20 protein-coding genes are annotated in these 19,606 nt (G+C 67.8%); 9 read left to right on the plus strand and 11 right to left on the minus strand.

Features of this window, described 5'->3' with window-relative positions; all coding sequences use genetic code 11:
• Window positions 1–3: 3 nt before the first annotated feature.
• On the minus strand, window positions 4–963 hold the full coding sequence (locus ACZ5YA_RS09435) for a tripartite tricarboxylate transporter substrate binding protein BugE (RefSeq protein ID WP_165867952.1): 960 nt from the start codon (window positions 961–963) through the stop codon (window positions 4–6).
• Window positions 964–995: 32 nt separating this feature from the next.
• A complete protein-coding gene (locus ACZ5YA_RS09440) occupies window positions 996–2,465 on the minus strand; it encodes an N-acyl-D-amino-acid deacylase family protein (protein ID WP_464092408.1) in 1,470 nt (489 codons plus the stop codon).
• A 126-nt stretch (window positions 2,466–2,591) separates the two neighbouring features.
• Between ACZ5YA_RS09440 and ACZ5YA_RS09445 the strand changes: the two genes are divergently transcribed.
• On the plus strand, window positions 2,592–3,557 hold the full coding sequence (locus ACZ5YA_RS09445) for a LysR family transcriptional regulator (protein ID WP_059379928.1): 966 nt from the start codon (window positions 2,592–2,594) through the stop codon (window positions 3,555–3,557).
• A 16-nt stretch (window positions 3,558–3,573) separates the two neighbouring features.
• Here ACZ5YA_RS09445 and ACZ5YA_RS09450 read toward each other — a convergent pair whose 3' ends face one another.
• From ACZ5YA_RS09450 to ACZ5YA_RS09460, 3 genes are read right to left on the minus strand one after another with little or no spacing between them, the layout of a single operon-like run.
• Window positions 3,574–4,017: an SRPBCC family protein gene (locus tag ACZ5YA_RS09450; RefSeq protein ID WP_059379929.1), complete on the minus strand. Its 444-nt coding sequence runs from the start codon at window positions 4,015–4,017 to the stop codon at window positions 3,574–3,576.
• 56 nt (window positions 4,018–4,073) lie between these two features.
• Window positions 4,074–4,904 (minus strand): phosphoenolpyruvate hydrolase family protein, encoded by an 831-nt coding sequence (locus tag ACZ5YA_RS09455; RefSeq protein WP_118934313.1) that lies wholly within the window; start codon window positions 4,902–4,904, stop codon window positions 4,074–4,076.
• A gap of 11 nt (window positions 4,905–4,915) precedes the next feature.
• Window positions 4,916–6,127, minus strand: coding sequence for a Tm-1-like ATP-binding domain-containing protein (locus tag ACZ5YA_RS09460; protein ID WP_464092409.1), 1,212 nt, complete (start codon window positions 6,125–6,127; stop codon window positions 4,916–4,918).
• Window positions 6,128–6,274: 147 nt separating this feature from the next.
• Between ACZ5YA_RS09460 and ACZ5YA_RS09465 the strand changes: the two genes are divergently transcribed.
• Complete coding sequence (locus tag ACZ5YA_RS09465; protein ID WP_464092841.1) at window positions 6,275–6,946, plus strand: TetR/AcrR family transcriptional regulator; 672 nt, start codon at window positions 6,275–6,277, stop codon at window positions 6,944–6,946.
• An 8-nt stretch (window positions 6,947–6,954) separates the two neighbouring features.
• On the opposite strand, the gene ACZ5YA_RS09470 is transcribed toward ACZ5YA_RS09465, so the two are convergent.
• The 6 genes from ACZ5YA_RS09470 to ACZ5YA_RS09495 all read right to left on the minus strand — a co-directional run bounded on the left by ACZ5YA_RS09470 (window position 6,955) and on the right by ACZ5YA_RS09495 (window position 12,442).
• Entirely contained in the window at window positions 6,955–7,605 is a 651-nt protein-coding gene (locus tag ACZ5YA_RS09470; protein WP_059379932.1) for a GntR family transcriptional regulator, read from the minus strand.
• A 73-nt stretch (window positions 7,606–7,678) separates the two neighbouring features.
• Window positions 7,679–8,725 (minus strand): hydroxyacid dehydrogenase, encoded by a 1,047-nt coding sequence (locus tag ACZ5YA_RS09475; protein WP_118934309.1) that lies wholly within the window; start codon window positions 8,723–8,725, stop codon window positions 7,679–7,681.
• Window positions 8,722–9,399 carry an RraA family protein gene (locus ACZ5YA_RS09480; protein ID WP_464092410.1) on the minus strand — a complete coding sequence of 226 codons (678 nt, stop codon included), beginning with the start codon at window positions 9,397–9,399 and terminating at the stop codon, window positions 8,722–8,724. The genes ACZ5YA_RS09475 and ACZ5YA_RS09480 overlap by 4 nt, the downstream gene beginning before the upstream one ends.
• A 34-nt stretch (window positions 9,400–9,433) precedes the next feature.
• Complete coding sequence (locus ACZ5YA_RS09485; protein WP_464092411.1) at window positions 9,434–10,399, minus strand: Bug family tripartite tricarboxylate transporter substrate binding protein; 966 nt, start codon at window positions 10,397–10,399, stop codon at window positions 9,434–9,436.
• A gap of 66 nt (window positions 10,400–10,465) precedes the next feature.
• On the minus strand, window positions 10,466–11,341 hold the full coding sequence (locus tag ACZ5YA_RS09490; RefSeq protein WP_464092412.1) for an NAD(P)-dependent oxidoreductase: 876 nt from the start codon (window positions 11,339–11,341) through the stop codon (window positions 10,466–10,468).
• Window positions 11,342–11,623: 282 nt separating this feature from the next.
• The gene (locus ACZ5YA_RS09495; protein WP_118934303.1) at window positions 11,624–12,442 is read right to left on the minus strand and encodes an IclR family transcriptional regulator domain-containing protein; all 819 of its coding nucleotides are present in this window, start codon (window positions 12,440–12,442) and stop codon (window positions 11,624–11,626) included.
• 140 nt (window positions 12,443–12,582) lie between these two features.
• Between ACZ5YA_RS09495 and ACZ5YA_RS09500 the strand changes: the two genes are divergently transcribed.
• From ACZ5YA_RS09500 to ACZ5YA_RS09530, 7 genes are all read left to right on the plus strand, one after another.
• Window positions 12,583–14,160 carry an alkaline phosphatase family protein gene (locus tag ACZ5YA_RS09500; protein ID WP_419340544.1) on the plus strand — a complete coding sequence of 526 codons (1,578 nt, stop codon included), beginning with the start codon at window positions 12,583–12,585 and terminating at the stop codon, window positions 14,158–14,160.
• 49 nt (window positions 14,161–14,209) lie between these two features.
• Window positions 14,210–15,178 carry a Bug family tripartite tricarboxylate transporter substrate binding protein gene (locus ACZ5YA_RS09505; RefSeq protein WP_280015064.1) on the plus strand — a complete coding sequence of 323 codons (969 nt, stop codon included), beginning with the start codon at window positions 14,210–14,212 and terminating at the stop codon, window positions 15,176–15,178.
• 71 nt (window positions 15,179–15,249) lie between these two features.
• Window positions 15,250–15,744, plus strand: a complete 495-nt coding sequence (locus ACZ5YA_RS09510) for a cupin domain-containing protein (protein ID WP_059379938.1) — start codon at window positions 15,250–15,252, stop codon at window positions 15,742–15,744.
• Between the two features lie 36 nt (window positions 15,745–15,780).
• A complete protein-coding gene (locus ACZ5YA_RS09515; RefSeq protein ID WP_059379939.1) occupies window positions 15,781–16,800 on the plus strand; it encodes a hypothetical protein in 1,020 nt (339 codons plus the stop codon).
• Window positions 16,801–16,833: 33 nt separating this feature from the next.
• Window positions 16,834–18,294, plus strand: coding sequence for an aldehyde dehydrogenase family protein (locus ACZ5YA_RS09520; protein ID WP_464092413.1), 1,461 nt, complete (start codon window positions 16,834–16,836; stop codon window positions 18,292–18,294).
• 9 nt (window positions 18,295–18,303) lie between these two features.
• A complete protein-coding gene (locus ACZ5YA_RS09525; RefSeq protein WP_464092414.1) occupies window positions 18,304–19,176 on the plus strand; it encodes an intradiol ring-cleavage dioxygenase in 873 nt (290 codons plus the stop codon).
• Window positions 19,151–19,513 (plus strand): Rieske (2Fe-2S) protein, encoded by a 363-nt coding sequence (locus ACZ5YA_RS09530; protein WP_118934296.1) that lies wholly within the window; start codon window positions 19,151–19,153, stop codon window positions 19,511–19,513. The genes ACZ5YA_RS09525 and ACZ5YA_RS09530 overlap by 26 nt, the downstream gene beginning before the upstream one ends.
• Window positions 19,514–19,606: the final 93 nt, after the last annotated feature.

Genomic DNA, 19,606 nt, shown 5'->3' on the forward strand with positions numbered 1-19,606 from the left:
CGTTTACTGCAGCTTGATGTCGGCCTTCTCGATCACGGTCTTCCAGCGGTCGCGCTCGGCGCGGATCTGCTGGCCGAACTCGGCCGGGGTATTGCCCAGCGGAAATGCGCCCGTCTCTTCCATCTTGGCCGCTGTCGCCGGATCGCGCACGGCGCGGGCGAAGGCGTCGGCCAGCTTGTCGCGCACGTCGTCAGGCATGCCGGCAGGTCCCACCACGCCGTACCAGGCCGTCACGTCGTAGTCCTTGTAGCCCTGCTCCGCGAACGTCGGCACGTCCGGCAGACGCGGGTTGCGCTGGGCGCCGGTGATGGCCAGGGCGCGCAGGTGATTGCTCTTCAGGTAGGGCAGCGACGACGGGAAGTTATCGAAGATCACCGGCACCACGCCGCCCACCGTATCGGTCAGCGCGGGCGCCGAACCGCGATAGGAAATGCTGTTCATCTTGCCGCCGATGATCTGCAGGAACCAGATCATGCCCAGGTCGTTCACGCCGCCGGCGCCGGCGTTGGCATAGCCGTCCTTGTTGGGATTGGCGCGCACGTGCTCGACGAACTCGCCCAGCGTCTTGGCCGGGAACTGCGGATTCACGCTGAGGATGTTGGGGCTGGTGACCAGATTGCTGACGGGCGTGAAATCCTTGACCGGATCGTAGGTCAGCTTCGGGAACAGGTGCGGCGCGGTGCCGTGCGTGCTGACGGTGGCCAGGCCCACGGTGTAGCCGTCCGGCTTGGCGCGCGCCGTGGCGGTCATGCCTATGGTGCCGGACGCGCCCGTGCGGTTCTCCACGACGATCTGCTGGCCCAGGATCTCGCCCGCCTTGGCGGCCGCGAGCCGGCCCACGATGTCGGTCGGGCCGCCCGCCGGGAACGGCACGATCAGCGTGATGGGATGGTCGGGAAAAGCCGCGTGGGCGGCGGGCAGCATGGCGGCCAGCGCCAGGGCTACGCAAGTCTTGCGCATCATGGGTATGTCTCCTGTAGGGATGGTTGGAATTCTTATGCGGCCGCGCCGGCGGCGGCTTGCGCCATTGCTTCACGGCGCAGGATCTTGCCAGGCCGCGCCATGCCGGCTTCAGCCGGGTAGACCTGCTGGCCGTTGACCAGCACGTGCTCCACGCCCGCGGAGGCCAGCGTCGGCGCCTCCCAGGTGGCGCGGTCCTCGACCGTGTCGGCGTCGAACACGACGATGTCGGCCCAGGCGCCCTCGCTCAACTGGCCGCGCCCGGCCAGGCCGAACACGCGGGCCGGCAGGGAAGTCATCTTGGCGACGGCGGTCTCCAGCGTCATCAGCTCGGCCTCGCGCACGTAGCGGCCCAGCACGCGCGTGAAGCTGCCCCACAGCCGGGGATGCGGATGGGCGTCGTTGGGCAGGCCGTCCGAACCCACCATGCAGCACTCGTGCTGGAAGATGCGCTGTACCTCGGCCTCGTCCATGGCGAAGTAGATCGCGCCCGCCGGACACAGGCGCTGCGCCGCGGTGGTCTTGTCGCAGCCCCAGCGCGCCGCAATGTCGCTGAGGAATTGGCCGCCGCATTCGGGATGCGGCGTGGACCAGGTGATACGTATGTCCTCGATGGTTTCGGCGCGCTCCGGAATCAGGATGGTGGAGCTGCCGGGGTACGGGTAGATGTCCAGCGCCACCTCCACGCCCTCGCCGCGCGCGCGGTCGATGTTCGCCAGCGTAGCGCGGCTCTTGCCCCAGTTCTGCGGCATCATGCATTTGTGGTGCGACAGCACGGTGGCGCAACCCGTGTTGCGCCCCACCGAGAGCACCTCGTCGACGGCTGCCTCGACCTCGTCGCCCTCGTTGCGGATATGGCTGGTGTGCATGGCGCCACGCGCCGCCGCCACCCGCGCCAGGCCTTCCAGTTCAGCGGGACGCGCCGCGCCGCCAGGCTGGTAGGCCAGGCCGGTGCTGAAGCCCACCGCGCCCGCGGCCAGGGCTTCGTCCAGCATGCGCTGCATGCTTTCCTGCTCCTCGGCCGTAGGCTGCGCCGCCGGGTCGCGCATGGCGGCCAGGCGCAGGTTGGCGTGCCCCACCAGGGCCGCCACGTTGATCATGGGCTGCTGCGCGCGCAGCTCGCCGAAATAGGCCTGCATGTCAGCGAACAAGGGCGTTTCCCCCAGCAGGGCCAGCGCCGCGGCGGTATTGCCCGGCAAGGGCGCCGGCGCGCCGCTCACGCCGCAATTGCCCACCACCACCGACGTGATGCCTTGCGTGGTCTTCCATTCCAGGCCAGGCCGCTCCACGAACATCAGGTCGTCATGGCCGTGCACGTCGATGAAGCCGGGAGCCACGATCTTGCCGCGCGCATCCACCCGGCGCGCGGCCGCCTTGCCCGACAGGTCGCCGATGGCGGCGATGCGCTCGCCCGCCACGCCCACGTCGGCGCGCCGCCTAGGGCCGCCCAGGCCGTCGATGACCCATCCGCCTTCAATGATCAGATCCAGAGGTTCCTGCCGCATGGTGCTCCTGCCTTGAGGGTCTTGTCGGCGGATACGCCAGGCCAGCGGACGCCGAAAGGGTCTAGTATCGTCCGCCCGATCAATCTGGGAAAATTGTTTTTATTGATCTATCTATCGTGATTTGAAATGAATCGTCTACCCAAGCACGTCACCCTGAAGCACCTGACCGCCTTCGTCGCCGTGGCCCAGGAATCCAGCTTCACGCACGCCGCCAAGCGCCTGTTCCAGACGCAGTCGTCGGTGACCAGCCTGGTGCGGCAGCTGGAGGACGCGCTCGCCACGCAGCTCTTCGCGCGCACCAGCCGGCGCGTGCTGCTGACGGCGGCGGGCGAGGAATTCCTGCCGCGCGTCATGCGGCTGCTGGCGGATTTCGATGGCGTGATAGACGACGTGCAACGCTATGGCGCACTGGAACGCGGGCGCGTGGGAGTGGCGGCGGCACCGTCTGCCATCACGCAGATCATCGCGCCCGCCGCCGCGGCCTTTTCCGCCCGCTACCCGGCCGTGCGCCTGTATCTCAGCGACGACAACTCCGGCCGCATCCAGCGCAAGGTCGCCGCGCGCGAAGTGGACTTCGGCCTGACCAGCCGCTGGGCCGACGCGCCCGGCCTGCAGTTCGACGCCCTGCTGGAAGACCGTTTCGGCGTGTTGTACCGGGAAGACGACGCCAGCCTGCGCCCCGCGCGCGACGGCACGATGCGCTGGTCGGACCTGGCCGGCCGCAAACTGGTGGGGGTGGTGGACGAGACCGGCATCATGGCGCTGTTGCGCGCCCGCGCCGACTTGCCGATAGAAGCCGGCGCGCCGTTCTACGAAGCGTCCAGCACCACCTCGCAGGCGGCGCTGGTCCAGGCCGGCCTGGGCGTGGCGCTATTGCCGGCGCTGGCCGCGCAGCGGGTGATGGAGCCGGGCCTGGCCTACGCGCTGCTGGCCCGTCCCACGGTCATACGCACGGTCTGCATCATCCGGCACAAGGAATACCCCTTGAGCCCCGCCGCGCAGGCGCTGATCCGCGCGATCCACGACTACCTGCGCACCGCGCCGCTGCCGGCCGGCTGCAAGCGCATGCCGGCCAAGGGTTTGAAAGCCTGAAGGATACCCGGCGCGGTCAGGCCCCGCGCAGCTTCTCATCCAGCGCCGCCAGCCCCGCCGCGAACACATTGCGGCCCACGGCGTTGGCCACGTCGCTCAACTCCGCGCCCTCGACGCGGAAATCCGCCCACCACTCCACCAGCGTGTGGCCGCCTTCGGTGATGGCATGCAGCGCCACGCCGGCGACATAGTCGCGCATGGGCAGATCGGTTTCGATGATGGAATAGCGCAACGCCGTGCCCGGATCGTCCAGCATCAGCAGTTGCTCGCGCACGAAGCCGGAAGGCTTGAGCGACAGATGCCGCACGCTGCCTACGGCGTCGTGGCGGCCGCCCTCTTCCAGGCGGCTTTCGGCGATGCCGGGATGCCAGGCGGCCAGGCCGTTGAAATCTCGGAAACTGGCCCAGACCTGCTGTAGCGGCGCGTGGATGATGGCGCTGACGTGTACGGTATGCGGCATGCGGACTCCTGCGGGCGCGCGGCCCAGGGATTGGGAAAACGTCGGAAACGACGGAATCAGAACGTCAGGCTCTTGAACTCGCGGGTCGCCGCGGTCAGCGCCTGTTCGGTGGGCAGCCGCTCCATCGAGCTTGCGCCATAGAAGCCATGGCAATGCTTGCACGCGCGCAGCACGTAGGCCGCGTCCTCGGGCGTGGCGATGGGGCCGCCGTGGCACAGCACGATGATATCCGGCCGCACCGCCAGCGCGGCCGCGGCGATGCGGTCGATAGCCGCCACGCAGCCGTCCAGCGTCTGCGCGGTCTCGGCGCCGATCGAACCGCCGGTCGTCAGGCCCATATGGGCCACGATGATGTCGGCGCCGGCCTTCGTCATGGCCACGGCGTCGTCCTCGTTGAACACGTAGGGCGTGGTCAGCATGCCCTTCTTGTGCGCCAGGCGGATCATGTCCACTTCCAGCGCGTAGCCCATGCCGGTCTCTTCCAGGTTGGCGCGGAAGGTGCCGTCGATGAGGCCCACGGTGGGGAAGTTCTGCACGCCGGCAAAGCCCTGGCGCTTGAGGTCGTCCAGGAACACGTCGAAATCGCAGAACGGGTCGGTGCCGTTGACGCCGGCCAGCACCGGCGTCTTCTTCACCACCGGCAGGACTTCGCGTCCCATGTCCACCACGATCTCGTTGGCGTTGCCATACGCCAGCAGCCCCGCCAGCGATCCACGGCCCGCCATGCGATAACGGCCCGAGTTGTAGATCACGATCAGATCGATGCCGCCCGCTTCCTCGCACTTGGCCGACAGGCCGGTGCCCGCGCCACCGCCGACGATAGGCGTGCGCGCGCGCACCATGGCGCGATACTTGTCCAGGAGTTCGTTGCGGTCAAAGCGCGGCATGGCGGCGGTCCTCAGTGTGTAGCGATTTCAAGAAATTGGTCGACCGCGGTCTGGGCGAAGAGCGGGTCGTTGATGTGGCAAGGCACGCGCACCAGGCGGCGGTCGGCGGTCTGCACCAGGTTTTTCTCCAGCGCCGCGAACAGCGCCGCGTCGGCCTGCGGATCCCAGAACGCCTGCCCCGGCGCGTCCAGCGCGGAGACGCCGCCCTCCGGAATCAGGAAGCGCACCGGACCCTGGCATTGATTCAGCCTGGCGGCGATCCACTCGCCCTGGCGGGTGTTTTCTTCCACGGTGGTGCGCATCAGCGTCACCTGCGGATTGTGCGGATAGAACTTGCGGCCGCGGTAGCGTTCCGGAACAGTGTCCATGGCGCCGAAGTTCACCATGTCCAGCGCGCCGCAGGAGCCCACGTATGGCAGGCCGGTGCGGGCCACGGCGCCGAAACGGTCCTCGGTGCAGGCCAGCACGCCGCCGAACAGGAAGTCGCAGACTTCGGTGGTGGTCAGGTCCAGCACGCCGCCCAGCAGATGGCTGTCCAGCAGCTTCTCCATCGATTGCCCGCCCGTGCCGGTGGCATGGAACACCAGGCAGTCGTAGCGGGACTCCAGCAGCGGCGTCACCTGCTGCACGCAGGCGGTAGTGACGCCGAACATGGTGATGCCCACGGCGGGCCGGCCGTCATCGGCCGCGGCGCTCGCCGCCTGCTTGAAGGCGCCGCCGATTGCGCCGGCGGCATTGGCCAGCACCCGGCGCGAAATGCGGTTCAGGCCCGCGACGTCGGTCACGGAATACATCATGGCGATGTCCGAGGGTCCGACATAGGGCGCGACATTGCCCGAGGCCATCGTCGACACCATCAGCTTGGGCGTGCCGATCGGCAGCGCGCGCATCGCGGGCGTGATCAAGGCGGTGCCGCCGGAGCCGCCCAGTCCCAGCAGCGCGCCGATCCCGGCGTTGCCGGCCGCATAGCGTTCGAACGCCAGCGCCATGGCCGCGATGGCCGTGCCCCGGTCGCCGGTGAAGACCGCGCCGGCGCCGTCCGGATGGCTGGCGGCCACTACGCTGGCCTGCACCTGCGCCGCGCTGGCGGCGCCGGAAGTGGACACGTCCACCGACACCGGATCCAGTCCGTCCCGGCGCAGCAGGTCCATCACATATTCAGCCTCTTGGCCCTTGGTGTCGTAGGTGGCGGCCACGTAGACCCGCCGGTTCGAATGCGTCATGACTCCTCCGCGGGCGGCTACACTCGGTGCGCGCCTCGATATGTGAGGCCGCGAGGCCTGTAGAATCTAGAAATGAGACGAAAGAATCATACTGAGACACCTGTCTCACGTCAAACTCCCGCCCCCTCCACGGCCGGCACGGCGCGCCTGATCGCGCCCGCCAGCCCGCAAGCCGCCGCCAGCGGCGAACCGCCGCATGGGCCGCGCGCGCGCATGCGCAAGATCCTGCTGGATGCGGCGCAGCGGCTGATGGCCCAGGGCATCACGCCGTCGGTGGCCGAACTGGCCGAACACGCGCAGGTATCGCGCGCCACCGCCTACCGCTACTTCCCCAGCCAGAGCGCGCTGATCGCCGCCGTGGTAGACGAGAGCCTCGGGCCCATCCTGGCCTGGGACTCCGCCGCGCCCGACGCCGCCGAACGCGTCGACGAACTGCTGCGCTTCGCCTACCCCCGGCTGGCCGCGCACGAAGCGCCGCTGCGCGCCGCCATCTTGGTGTCGCTGCAGCAGCACGCCGAAGCCAGCGCCGGACGCGCCGCGACCGAGCCCCGGCTGGTGCGCGGCCATCGCGTCGACATCCTCAGGCGCGCCATCGCGCCGCTGGCGCCCGAGCTGACGCCGGCCCAACTGGACCGCGTGGCCCAGGCCTTGTCGCTGGTCTATGGAACGGAGGTGTTCCTGGTGTTGAAGGACATCTGGAAACTGGAGCTGCCCGAACTCACGGACGTGGCGCGCTGGACCGCCCAGGCCATCATCGCGCAGGCGCGGGCCGAGGCCCGATCCGAGAAGAAACAACCGGGAAAGCGCGTTCGGGAGTAAGCCCTGGGCTACTGGCCCGGCTTGCGGTGGCTGCGGAACAGCAGATGCGTGGCAGCCAGGTGGAAGCGCATGGCGATCTGCGCGCATTCCGCATCGCGCGCGCGCAGCGCCGCGATGATCTGGCGATGATGCTCCACGCTGCGCAGCATGTCGTCCTTGGTGTAGAAGTAGAACGAGCCGATGATGATGGGCATGTCCAGCAGGTTTTCCACCATGGAACGCACCCGCGCGGACTGCGCCGCGTCGAGCAGCGCGTGGTGGAACTGGTTGTTGTAGTGCTGCACCTGCGCCACGCTGTCGGGCGCATCGGCGTTGATGGCATCGAGCATGCACTGATTGATGCGCTCGAGTTCGAGTATCTGCTCCGGGCTGGCCCGTTCGGCGGCCGCCTTGGCGGAATACGGTTCAAGCAGCATGCGCAGCTCGAAGGCTTCATCGATGTCCCGGTCTTGCCAGCCCAATACCACCGCTCCGCGCCGGCCTTCGTGCTTGACCAGGCCGTCCGTCACCAGGCGCTCGATCGCGCTGCGCACCGGCGTCCGGCTGACGGAAAGCTCGGCCGCGATGTGCTCTTCGCGCAGCCGTTCACCGGGCATGAAAGAGCCTGCCATCAAGCGGCGGCGCAGCTCTGCATAGACGTAATCGCGGGCGCTCGACATGATGGCGCATGACTCCTGATCCGGGTTCCCGAACTATACCGGAAGGCTGTCCCGGCATTCGCGCCTGACCGCGTCAACGCTGGCGTTGCGCGAGGCGCTCCAGGAACCTGGGCCAGACCTCTGGATTCAGCAGCCGGGCGGGACGGCGACCGGCCAGCATGTCGATGATCTGGCTGGCGGACCCTTGCGCGACCTTGCGCCGGCCCTCGTGCGTGACGCCTCCCGTGTGATAGGTTGCCACCACATCGGAACGCAGCAGCAGACCATGCCCGGGCGAAGGAGGTTCCTGGCTCCAGACATCCAGTCCCGCTCCCGCCAGCCGTCCGTCCTGCAAGGCGGCAAGCAGCGCCTGCTCGTCATGGATGCCGCCGCGCGCGGTCGAGATGAATAGCGCACCGGCACGCATCCTGGCGTACGCTTCGGTCCCGATCATGCCCCGCGTGTCGTCATTCAGCGGACAATGCAGGCTCACCACGTCGGCCTGTTCGAGCAACTGCGCGAGGCTCACGGGTTCGGCGCCGCGCGCCCGGATTTCCTCGGGAGGCAGCAGCGGGTCGCAGGCAATCGCCCGCATGCCAAAGCCAGCGGCAATGCGCGCGACTCTGCGGCCGATTTCACCGATGCCCACGATGCCCAGCACGCGTCCGTCGATCTCGCGCCCCATCAGGGCCTCGCGCGTAGCGGCGGATCCCGCTTGCAGCGCGGCCTGGGATTCGCGCAGGCGCTTGACCAGCGACAGCAGCAAGGCGAACGTCATTTCCGCCACCGACGCGGCATTGGCGCCTGCCTGGTTCACCACCGCCACTCCGGCCCGCGTGCAGGCGGCGACGTCCACGGTGTCGTAGCCCGCGCCGCCCGAGGACACGCAAAGCAATTCCGGACACTGCGCCAGCAGGCTTTCCGTTACCTGCCAGCGCGCGGGGACTTCGTCCTTGGCCGCGCTGACATGATACGCATCCGCGCCGGCCAGCCCCGCCGCCGTGATCGCGTCGCCCTTCGCAGGCAACACTTCGATGCTCAGGGCCGGCTCGCGCCCGAGGCAGGCGTCGAACGCAGGATCGATCCAGAGGTCCAGCCGGACGACGCGCATCTTGTCCGCCAGCCGCGCCGTCAGGCTCACGGCCGCGCCTCCGCGCAGCCCAGTTGCTTGAGCCGGGCATCGACCCAGGACGTGTCCAGCGAACCCGCCGCGATATCCGCCAGCATCTTCGTTTCCAGTTCGTGCTTGGACTGAGCGGCCAGGTAAACCGCTTCCGTCTGCTCGAACGGAATCGACAGCAGGCCGTCCTCGTCGCCCAGGATCAGATCTCCCGGCGCAATCGTCATGCCATTCAAGGCAATGACGCAGTTGATCTCGCCAGGCCCGTCCTTGTAGGGCCCGCGGTGGGTCACGCCGGCCGCGTAGACGGGAAACGTGCCGCGGCGGATCGTGCCGCTATCGCGGATGGCGCCGTTGATCACGATGCCTGCGATGCCGCGCGTCTGCGCGTAGCTGGTCATGATTTCGCCGATGATGGCGTTGGTCAGGTCGCCGCCCGCGTCCACCACGATCACGTCGCCGGGCTGCGCCAGATCAAGCGCCTTGTGCACCAGCAGGTTGTCGCCAGGACGGGTGCGCACGGTCAGGGCCGGACCGGCCAGCGGGCTGCCGTCGTGCATGGGTTGCAAGGGCGCGCCGCCGGCCGTCATCCGCGACATGCAGTCGCTGATATTGGCGACCGGCACGCCTTTGAACTTGTCCACGGTTTGCTTGCTCACCGCGCGCTTGCGGGCATGGATCTCGAAACCGATCATTTTTGCTCCTGTCGGGAATTGCAATGCGTTGCCATTACTGCTTGGGAATGCCGGCGTCCTGCACCACCTTGCCGAAGATCTCGTGGTCCGCCCGATGCTGGCGGGCCAGATCCTCGGGCGTGCCCTTGAGCACGCTATAGCCGGCGTCCTCCAGTTTCTTCACCAGCTCGAGCTGGGACTGGACTTGCTGCAGAGCCTTGTTCAGCGCGGCAACCACGTCGTCCGGCGTCTTCGCGGGAGCCATCAGGCCCCACCAGATCGATTGGTCTATCGTCTTGAATCCGCTTTCCGCGAACGTGGGCACGTCGGGCAAGGCCGGCGCGCGCTCCTTGGCAACCACGGCCAGCGCGCGGACCTTGCCGCCGCGGATCTGCGGCAGCAGCGAAGCCACCGAGCCCACATACATGTCGATGCGGCCGCTGGCCAGGTCCGGGAACGCCTGGCCCCAGCCGCGGTACGGCACGTGCATCAATTCGATGTTCGCCGCCTTGCGCCAGAGATAGCCCGTCAGGTCGCCAGTGCCGCCGATGCCGGGAATCCCCAGCGACACCACGCCGGGGCGGGCCTGTGCCGCCTTGACCACATCGCCGACCGTCTTGAACGGCGATTCGGGCAGCACCACGAAAACGCTCGGCGACGTGGCCACCGGGCCGACCGGCTTGAAATCCTTGAACGTGTCGTAGCTGAGCTTGTTGTAGAGCCAGGGATTCAGCACGATGTTGTCGGTCTGGGCCATCACCAGCGTATGTCCATCCGGACGCGCGCGGGCGGTGGCGTCCAGCGCCAGGTTGCCGCCGGCGCCCGGCTTGTTCTCCACCACCATGTTCCAGCCCTGGTCCTGGCCGATCGCGCTGCCGATCATGCGCGTCAGCGTATCCGTGCCGCCTCCGGGCGGGAACGGGGAAATGAGCGTGATGGGCGCCGTGCCCATATCGGCCGCGTTCGCGGCGGCGCAGCCCAGCACGAGCGTGGCGGCCAGGAGTTTCTTCAGGACCTTCATTGTCTTCCTCACACAGTTGGTTTTTGTTGGATATGCCGTCCGCGGCATCGCGTTGCGGTACGACGTTCAGCGTTCGCGCGCCAGCGTCGTGAGCCAGGCCAGGCGGGCCTCGACGGAGTCCGGCAGCGTGAAATCGCCATCCGCCCGCGCATCCTGGATACCTCTGCTGGTGCGGCCAAAAAGCCGTTCGACGCCGTCGAGAACCAGCGGCTCCAGACCCGCCTCCAGCAGCTGCTCGCGGGCCTCCTGGACTTCCGCCTGGCGGCGCTGCGCATGCAGCACGTGGGATCGGACGAACGAATCCATGAAGGCCGTAAGCGGCGTCTGGTCGATATCCGCCAGCACCTCGTACAGCGAGGCTCTCAATCCCATGGACTCGGCTGCCACCAGGCATTCCACGGCCAGGCTTTCCATGCCCTTGGTCATGATGCTGCGCAGCAGCTTCAGGCGCACGGCATCGCCCGCCGCTCCTTGTATGGCGCGCGCCGGCGCCCCGCCGCTCTCGGCCAGCCGCAGCACGGTGTCCGTGCCGGTCCCGGCGCAGAGCAAGGGCGTGCGTTCCGCCAGCAGGGCAATGGCGCCCATGATCGCGACGTCGGTGAAGTCGATGTTCTGTGCGGCGGCGGCGGCCGAAGCGGCCTGCATGTCCGGCGCGCTGGCTGTCGTGAAGTCGGCGTAGACCGCGTCCTGGCGCATGTGCGGGAAGCTCTGCCGCGCCATCTCCAGCGCCGCATGGCCATACACCGCCGACACCACGATGTCCGCCTCGCCCAGCCACGCCCCCGGCTCGGCATGCAATCCGGCGCCATGACGCCGGGCACGGCCCGCCATTTCCAGGTCCTGCCGCAGCTCGCAGATCCCGACCAGCGCATGCCCGGCGGCGCTCCAAGCCTGCGCATAGCAGGAACCAACCTCACCGCAGCCCATCAGAGCAATTTTCATCTCTATAAATACAATAAAAAAACAATGAGGCTTTATAGAATGAAAATATTGCCGATATTATTCGTATAAACCCTAGTATTTGTCTATTTTTGAGTACATCGAAAAAACAATCCATGAATCAAGCGATGAGAACCAGACAGACGTGCAAGGGCCGCGCCACGCAGGATGGGCGCCGGATTGGCACGTGTGCCTACGAAGGTTTGCGGTTGCTTGAAGAGGCGTGACGGGGCGCGATCCGCGCGGCCGCCCTGGAGCAAGGCGCGGCAGCGCCTACCCGGCGCTTCAGGCGCGCCGGTTCATGCCGGCGGAGATGGCGCGCGCCGTGCGGCACAGCGGCTCCAGGCACTGCTCCACCATCTGCTCGGTCGAGCGCACGCCCTGGATCCACACGATGTTGACGCAGCCGTAGAGCCGCCCCGGCCCGGCCATGATGGGCAGGGCGATGGCCTCGAGCCTGTCGTTCTGGTCCTTGCGGGTCTTGTCGTAGTCGCCGCCAAAGCGCTGTTCGCGCAGGCCATAGCCCTGGCGGCGCGTCTGTTCCAGCATTTTCTCCACGGCGGCGCAATCGTGGGCCAGCGCGTCGCCCTCGCGGCGGCTGCGGCGCAGCGCGGCCAGGATCGAATCGCGCTCTTTCTCGGCGCAGAACGCCAGATAGGCGCGCCCCACCGCGGAGCGCAGCATGTTGATCTGGAAGCCGATGTTGTCGCGGCGGATGGTGAAGTACGACTGGCTGCGGTTGGTTTCGCGCACGATCATGGCATTGCCGCGGCGCACCGTCAGGTCCGACGGCCACAGCACCTGCGCCTGCAGGCGGTCCAGTTCCGGCGCCGCGCACTGGCCCAGCAGATCCAGCACGCGCGCGCGCCGGCTGGGCTCGTTGAGCGAGCTGGCGGGGCAGAAATAGTCGTCCGCGATCCGGCGCCAGATCAGGCCGCGCAATTGCAGCGTCGCCAGAATGCGCAGCAGCGTGGCCTTGGCGTAGCCGGTGCGCAGGTGGAGTTCCTGCAGGCTGGCGCCCTGCGTGGCGCGCACCTCGTCCAGCACGATCAGGCCGCGCTCCAGCGCGTCTATGGTCTTCACCTTCGGCGTCCAACGGCTCATTGCGCCCTCTCTTTCCGCATCGCCATAAATTTCACTGAGTGAAACTCTAGCAAAACCTGCTTGAGCCGCCCAGTCCCGGCGAAATATCGTGGCGTCTAACGCAAGCCGTGGTGGCTGGCGGAACGGGAAGAGAGGCGGGAATGAGCGGACAGGCTGTACGCAATGTGCTCTGGATCATGTGCGACCAACTGCGCTGGGACTACCTGTCCTGCTATGGACACCCGCGCCTGCACACCCCCAATATCGACCGCCTGGCCGCCGAGGGCCTGCGTTTCGACAATGCCTTCGTGCAGGGCCCGGTATGCGGGCCGTCGCGCATGTCCTATTACACCGGCCGCTATGTCACCAGCCACGGCGCGGTGTGGAACTTCGTCCCCATGCCTGTCAGCGAAATGACGCTGGGCGACTACCTGCGCCCCTTGGGCGTGCGCGTGGCGGTGGCGGGCAAGACCCACGTGGAGGCCGACAGGTCCGGCATGCGGCGCCTGGGCATAGACCCGGCAAGCGCGAGCGGCCTGCTGGCCGCGCAAGGCGGATTCGAACCCTACGACCGCGACGACGGCATCTGGCCGCCGGGCTTCAGCGACGAATCGCACCACTACACGCAATACCTGCGCAAGCAAGGCTACGACGGCGGCAATCCCTGGCACGACCACGCCAATTCGGCGCTGGGCGCCAACGGCGAGATCCTCTCCGGCTGGAACATGCGCTATGCCGGCCTGCCGGCGCGCGTCGCGGAAGCCGATTCCGAAACGCCCTACATGACACGGCGCGCGATCGAATTCATGGAGCAAAGCGGCGAGCAGCCCTGGGTGCTGCATCTGTCCTACATCAAGCCGCACTGGCCCTATGTCGCGCCGGCGCCCTATCACGCGATGTACTCGGTCGACGACGTGCCCGCCGCGAAGAGATCCGCTCGCGAACTGGACAACGCGCATCCCGTATTGCAGGGCTTTCGCCAGGCCGAGGTCAGCAGGAACTTCTCCTGCGACCAGGTGCGAGAGACCGTGATACCCACCTACATGGGTCTCATCAAGCAGGTCGACGACCAGTTGGGCGTGCTGTTCGACTACCTGCGGCGCAGCGGCCGCGACCAGGACACCATGGTCATCTTCTGCAGCGACCATGGCGACTACCTGGGCGATCACTACCTGGGCGAGAAAGAGCTGTTCCACGATTGCGTGGCCAAGGTGCCGCTGATCGTGCGCCTGCCCGGTGACGGCGCACGCCGCGGCGCGGTGGAATCGCGGCTGGTGGAAGCCATCGATCTGGTGCCCACCATCCTGGACGCCCTGGGCGCCGAGATCCCCGACCACATTCTCGAAGGCCGCTCCCTGCTGCCGCTGCTGCGCGGCGAGCAGCCCGCCGACTGGCGCCGCGCCGTGTTCTCGGAGAACAACTACGCGTTCCGCGACTTCGTTCGCGAACCGCTGGGCCGTCCCGCCGACGGCTGCCACACCATCATGGTGCGCGACCACGACTGGAAGTACGTCCATTTCGAAGGCCTGCGTCCGCAGCTGTTCGATTTGCGCGCCGACCCGGACGAGTACGACGACCTGGGCGCGGATCCCGCGCACGCGTCCGTGCGGGAACGCTACCAGGCCATGCTGTTCGACTGGCTGCGCAACCGCAGGATCCACCCCACCGTCAGCCACGCCGCCATGACGGGATGGACACGCAAGGAGGACTCGGTCGGCATCCATATCGGCAGGTGGTAGCGCAGCGCGCCCGGACCAGGGCGCCTGAAAAATAAACTCAGGAGACAGCATGAAACCGCAATTACTTGCGCTGACAGCCTGTATGGCCGCCAGCACGGCGTCGCACGTCCAGGCGCAGGAGGAGTGGCCCGCGCGCGCCATCCGCATCGTGGTCGCCTTCCCCGCGGGATCGCCGGGCGACACCGCCGCGCGCATCGTGGCCGACGCCGTGGGGCAGTCGCTCAAGCAGCCCGTCATCATCGAGAACCGCCCCGGCGCGGGCGGCAACATCGGCGCCGAAGCGGTGGCCCGTGCTCCCGCCGACGGCTACACCTTCCTCGAAGCGCCCGACACCGTCGTCACCATCAATCCCGCCATCTACCGCAAGCTGAATTTCAAGGCCGACGACCTGACGCCGGTGGTCGCGCTGGCGAACTTCAACCAGATGCTGGTGTGCTCGGCCGCTTCGGGCCTGCGCACGCTGGCGCAGCTGGACGCGCAGGCCAAGAAAACGCCCGGTGCCCTCAGCTATGCCTCCGGCGGCCAGGGCGTGCCTGGCCATCTGGCAATGGAGCTCTATTTGTCGGGCGCCGGCCTGGACATCCTGCACGTCCCTTACAAGGGGCCGTCGCCCGCCACGCAGGACGTGCTGGCCGGCCAGGTGCCCTGCGGCTATCTGGCCTCGCCGGTGGTAGCGCCCTACGTCGCGGCCGGCAAGCTCCACGGGCTGGCAGTGTCGGGCAGCGCGCGCTCGGTCCAGGCGCCGGACGTGCCGACCATGCAGCAGGCCGGCGTGGCTGGCTACGACGCCACCTTCCGCGAAATGCTGTTCGCGCCCAAAGGCACGCCGGCCGCCATCGTGCAACGCATGAATACCGAGGTGGCGCGCGCCCTGGCGCTTCCGGAAGTGAAGCAGAAGCTGCAGGGCAACGACCTCGATCCGCAGCCAGAATCGCCCGACGCCACGGCGCAGCGCTTGCGCGACGACGCCGCCAAATGGACCGGCGTCATCCGCAAGATCAATCTCAAGGTGGACTGACACGCCCACCCCGCTCCCCACGTCCGCGCCACCCCGCCGCGCGGCCAGCAGTACCCGACACAGGAGGCTCCATGAACACCGCAACACCGACCACCGTCTTCGGCTCGCTGAAGGACTACCGCAAGGGCTCCATCGAGATCACGCAAGGCTCGCCGCGCCACTACGTCTTTTCCAACATCTTCGAGGTGGCCGCGAACTCGGCGCCCTACGAAAAGGTCGTCGTCGGCAAGAACCTGGAATACGTCATCGAAACGCTGCGCGCCGAAGGCGTGTCGCCCTGGTACGCCTGCAGCCACGACGAGTTCGCGATCCTGATGGACGGCCAGGTCGAGGTCGAGTTCCTGGCGCTGGACCAGCCCCCCGCAGCCGCGGACGGCACGGTGCTGGCGGGCGCGGCGCCCGCCGGCAAGGCCATGGGCCGCGTGCTGCTGGGCCGCGGACACCAATGCCTCTTGCCCGCCGGCTGCGCCTACCGCTTTACCGCGCCGTATCCGGGCGTGCTGCTGGTCCAGACCCGCGCCGGCGAATTGTCCGTCGAGAAGTGGGCGGACATCTGCCTGCAGTAAGCCGCTACCCCCTCATCCCCTTTCAGGAGTACCGATATGGCCATGCTGGACACCCCCGCTCCCGCCGCTTCCTTTGCCGCCGGCAAAGTCGCGGCCAGCTCCGCCGACGCCGCCACCGGCTACAAGCGTTTCGATCTCGGCGCGTTCACCTTCACCCGCGACGAGTACTTCGTCAAGGTGCACTGGCCTTCCAAGGGCCAGACACGCACCCACGCGATCGCGGCCGATGCGTTCCTGCGCGCATTGATGCGCGACGTGGCCTGGGGCTTCTTCTACGGCTGGGTCAACTTCGACCACGTGTTCGGTACGCGCAACCACTACGGCAAGGTGGACGTCTACGCCGGCTCGTTCAACGGCGTCATGAAGGCCGCGGGCGTGGACTACACGGAGACTTTCGAAACGCCGCTCATCATGGCCACCTTCAAGGCCATGCTGCACGACTGGACCAACGAAGGCTTCGACCCCTTCGCCGCGCCCGAGGAAACCGGCTCCGCCTTCGGCCGCAAGCACGGCGACAACATCGCCGCCATCGAGCGGTCGCGCATCGCCACCCGCCGCATGCCAGGCCTGCCGGAAGACTCGCCGCTGCGCGACGACCTGCCCGTCAACCGGGCCTTCGCCGACGTAACCCAGGATGAGCCGCAGATCCAGGCCGAACCCGGCTACGAAGGCGCGCTGCATGCGTTCAGCCTGTTCAAGTACCTGTCGCGCTCCGACGTCACCTGGAATCCCTCCGTCACTTCCGTCTGCGGCGCCAGCCTGTTCTGCCCCACCACCGAGGAATTCATCCTGCCGGTGTTCCATGGCAACGACCGCGTCGAATGGTTTCTGCAATTGTCCGACGAGATCGTCTGGGACATCGGCGACAAGGACACCGGCGCGCCGCGCGCCCGCATCACCATGCGCGCCGGCGACATCTGCGCCATGCCCGCCGATATCCGCCATCAGGGCTATTCGACCAAGCGCTCGATGCTGCTGGTCTGGGAGAACGCCACCCCCGACCTGCCCCAGCGCTACGAAAGCGGCGAACTCGCGCCCTACCCCGTCGAGTTCTGACCCTCCCTTCCCACTCAACACGTATCCAGAGCCATGCAGAACAAACTCTTTATCGACGGCCGCTTCGTGGACGCGGCCGCAGGCGGCACCATCGACGTGCTCAACCCGCACGACGCGACCCTCATCACCGCCATCGCCGCCGCCGAAGCCGAAGACGTGGACCGCGCCGTAGCGGCCGCGCAACGCGCCTTTCCCGCCTGGTCGCGCATGGCGGCGGCCGAACGCGGACGCCTGCTGCTCAAGCTGGCCGACCTGATCGAAGCCAACGCGGAAGAACTGGCGCAGCTGGAAACGCTGGACACCGGCCATCCGATACGCGACACGCGCGGCCTGGACGTGCCGCGCACCGCCGGCTGCTTCCGTTACTTCGGCGGCATGGCCGACAAGCTGCAGGGCAGCGTCATCCCGGTGGAAGCGGGCTTTCTCAACTACGTGCAGCGCGCCCCCATCGGCGTGGTCGGGCAGATCGTGCCGTGGAACTTCCCGCTGATGTTCACCAGCTGGAAGCTGGGCCCGGCGCTGGCCGCTGGCAATACGGTGGTGCTCAAGCCGTCCGAACTCACCCCGCTGTCGACCCTGCGCATCGCCGAACTGATGGCTCAGGCGGGCTTTCCGGAAGGCGTGGTCAATATGGTCCCCGGCTACGGCCACACCGCTGGCCAACGCCTGGCCGAGCATCCCGGCGTGGGCAAGATCGCCTTCACGGGGTCGACTGCCACCGGCCGCCGCATCGTGCAAGCGTCCCAGGGCAACCTCAAGCGCGTACAGCTGGAACTCGGCGGCAAGGGCGCCAACATCGTATTCGATGACGCCAACCTCGACGCCGCCGTCAATGGCGCGGCCTGGGCCATCTTCCACAACCAGGGCCAGGCCTGCATCGCGGGCTCGCGCCTGATGCTGCATGAGAAGATCGCCGATGCCTTTCTGGAGCGCTTCACGGCGCTGGCGAACTCCATCCGGCTGGGCGACCCGCGTTCGCCCGACACCGAAATGGGGCCGTTGACCTCGGCGCAGCATCGCGACAAGGTCCTGTCCTACGTGGGCATCGCCGCCGAACAGGGCGCGCGCCTGCTGGCTGGCGGCAAGGCGCCCGGCGGCGAGCTGGCCCGCGGCTACTACGTCGCGCCCACCATCGTCGAGGCCCGGCCGCAGGACCGCGTCGCGCAGGAAGAAGTCTTCGGCCCCTTCGTCACGGTGCTGCGCTTTGGCAGCGACGAGGAGGCGCTCTCCATCGCCAACGCCACCGACTACGGCCTGGGCAGCGGCTTGTGGACGCGCGACCTGGCGCGCGCCCACAAGCTGGCGGGCGCCATCCATGCCGGCATGTGCTGGATCAATTGCTACAAGCGGGTCAATCCCGGCAGTCCGTTCGGCGGCGTGGGCCAGTCCGGCTATGGACGCGAAATGGGCTTCGAAGCCATGCATGACTACACTGAGGCCAGGTCCGTGTGGGTCAATGTGGACGCCGCCGTGCCGCCGCACTACAAGCGCTGAGGAGCCGCCATGAACCCTGCCATGCCGAACGCCGAAACCGCCTTGACCGACACGGTCGCCGCCGCCTTTGCCCAAACCCCGGATCCCAGGCTGCGCCAGCTGATGCAGTCCCTGGTGCGGCATCTGCACGCCTTCGTTGCCGACGTCGAGCCCACCGAGGCCGAATGGATGGCGGCGATCCGGTTCCTGACCGAGACCGGCCAGATCTGTGACGGCGCGGTGCGGCAGGAGTTCATCCTGCTGTCCGACACGCTGGGCGTGTCGATGCTGGTGGACGCGATCAACCACCGCAAGCCGGGCCAGGCCACCGAGAGCACGGTGTTCGGCCCCTTCTACATGGCCGGCATGCCCGAGCGCGCGGCGGGCGAGGACATGGCGCAAACGCCGGGCGAACCCGCGCTGGTGCACGGGACCGTGCGCGACACCCAGGGCCGGCCGCTGGCCGGCGCGGTTCTCGACGTGTGGCAGACGGCCGCCAACGGCATGTACTCGGGCCAGGACCTGAACCAGCCGCACGGCAATCTGCGCGGCCGCTACCGCAGCGGCGAGGACGGCAGTTTCGCGATCCGCAGCATCCTGCCAGTGTCCTATCCGATCCCGGGCGACGGTCCGGTCGGCCGCATGATGGCGGCGACCGGCCGGCACATCTTCCGGCCCGCGCACCTGCATTTCATGATCGACGCGCCGGGGCACCAGCGGCTGGTCACCCACCTGTTCAATGCCGGCGATCCCTATCTCGCGTCGGACGCGGTGTTCGGCGTGAAGCCGTCGCTGGTGCTGCAATACAGTCGGCAGGCCGCCGATTCGGCGATCGGCAAGCACTATGGCTTCGAGTCGGACTTCCACGAGGGACGCTATGACTTCGTGCTGCCCCGCGCCTGAAGCAGCCGCCGGAGCGGCGCTGTGCCGGATCGAGGACATACCGGATGGGGGATCCCTGACGGCGGCAATCGGCGCGCGGCCGGTGATCCTGCTGCGCCGCGGCCAGGCGGTATGGGCTTACTTGAACCGCTGTCCGCACTTCTCGGTCACGTTGGACGCGGCACATGGCGCCGTCCTCACCTATGACGCTCAGGTGCTGATGTGCGCGCATCACTCGGCCCTGTTCCGCTTCGAGGACGGGCTCTGCATCGAAGGCCCTTGCCAGGGCGCGGCGCTGGATCCGCAGCCGCTGCGCGTGGACGCGGGCCGCGTCTACGCGGCCGATTCGAGCCAGTAACCGGCCCGAACCCCAAGCCCACGCGGCAATGGGATATTGATTGAAAGGTTGACGCCGCCGACAACAGTTGTTACACACACAGACGCACTGCAC

The organism is Achromobacter sp. JCM 18799, assembly GCF_055395645.1.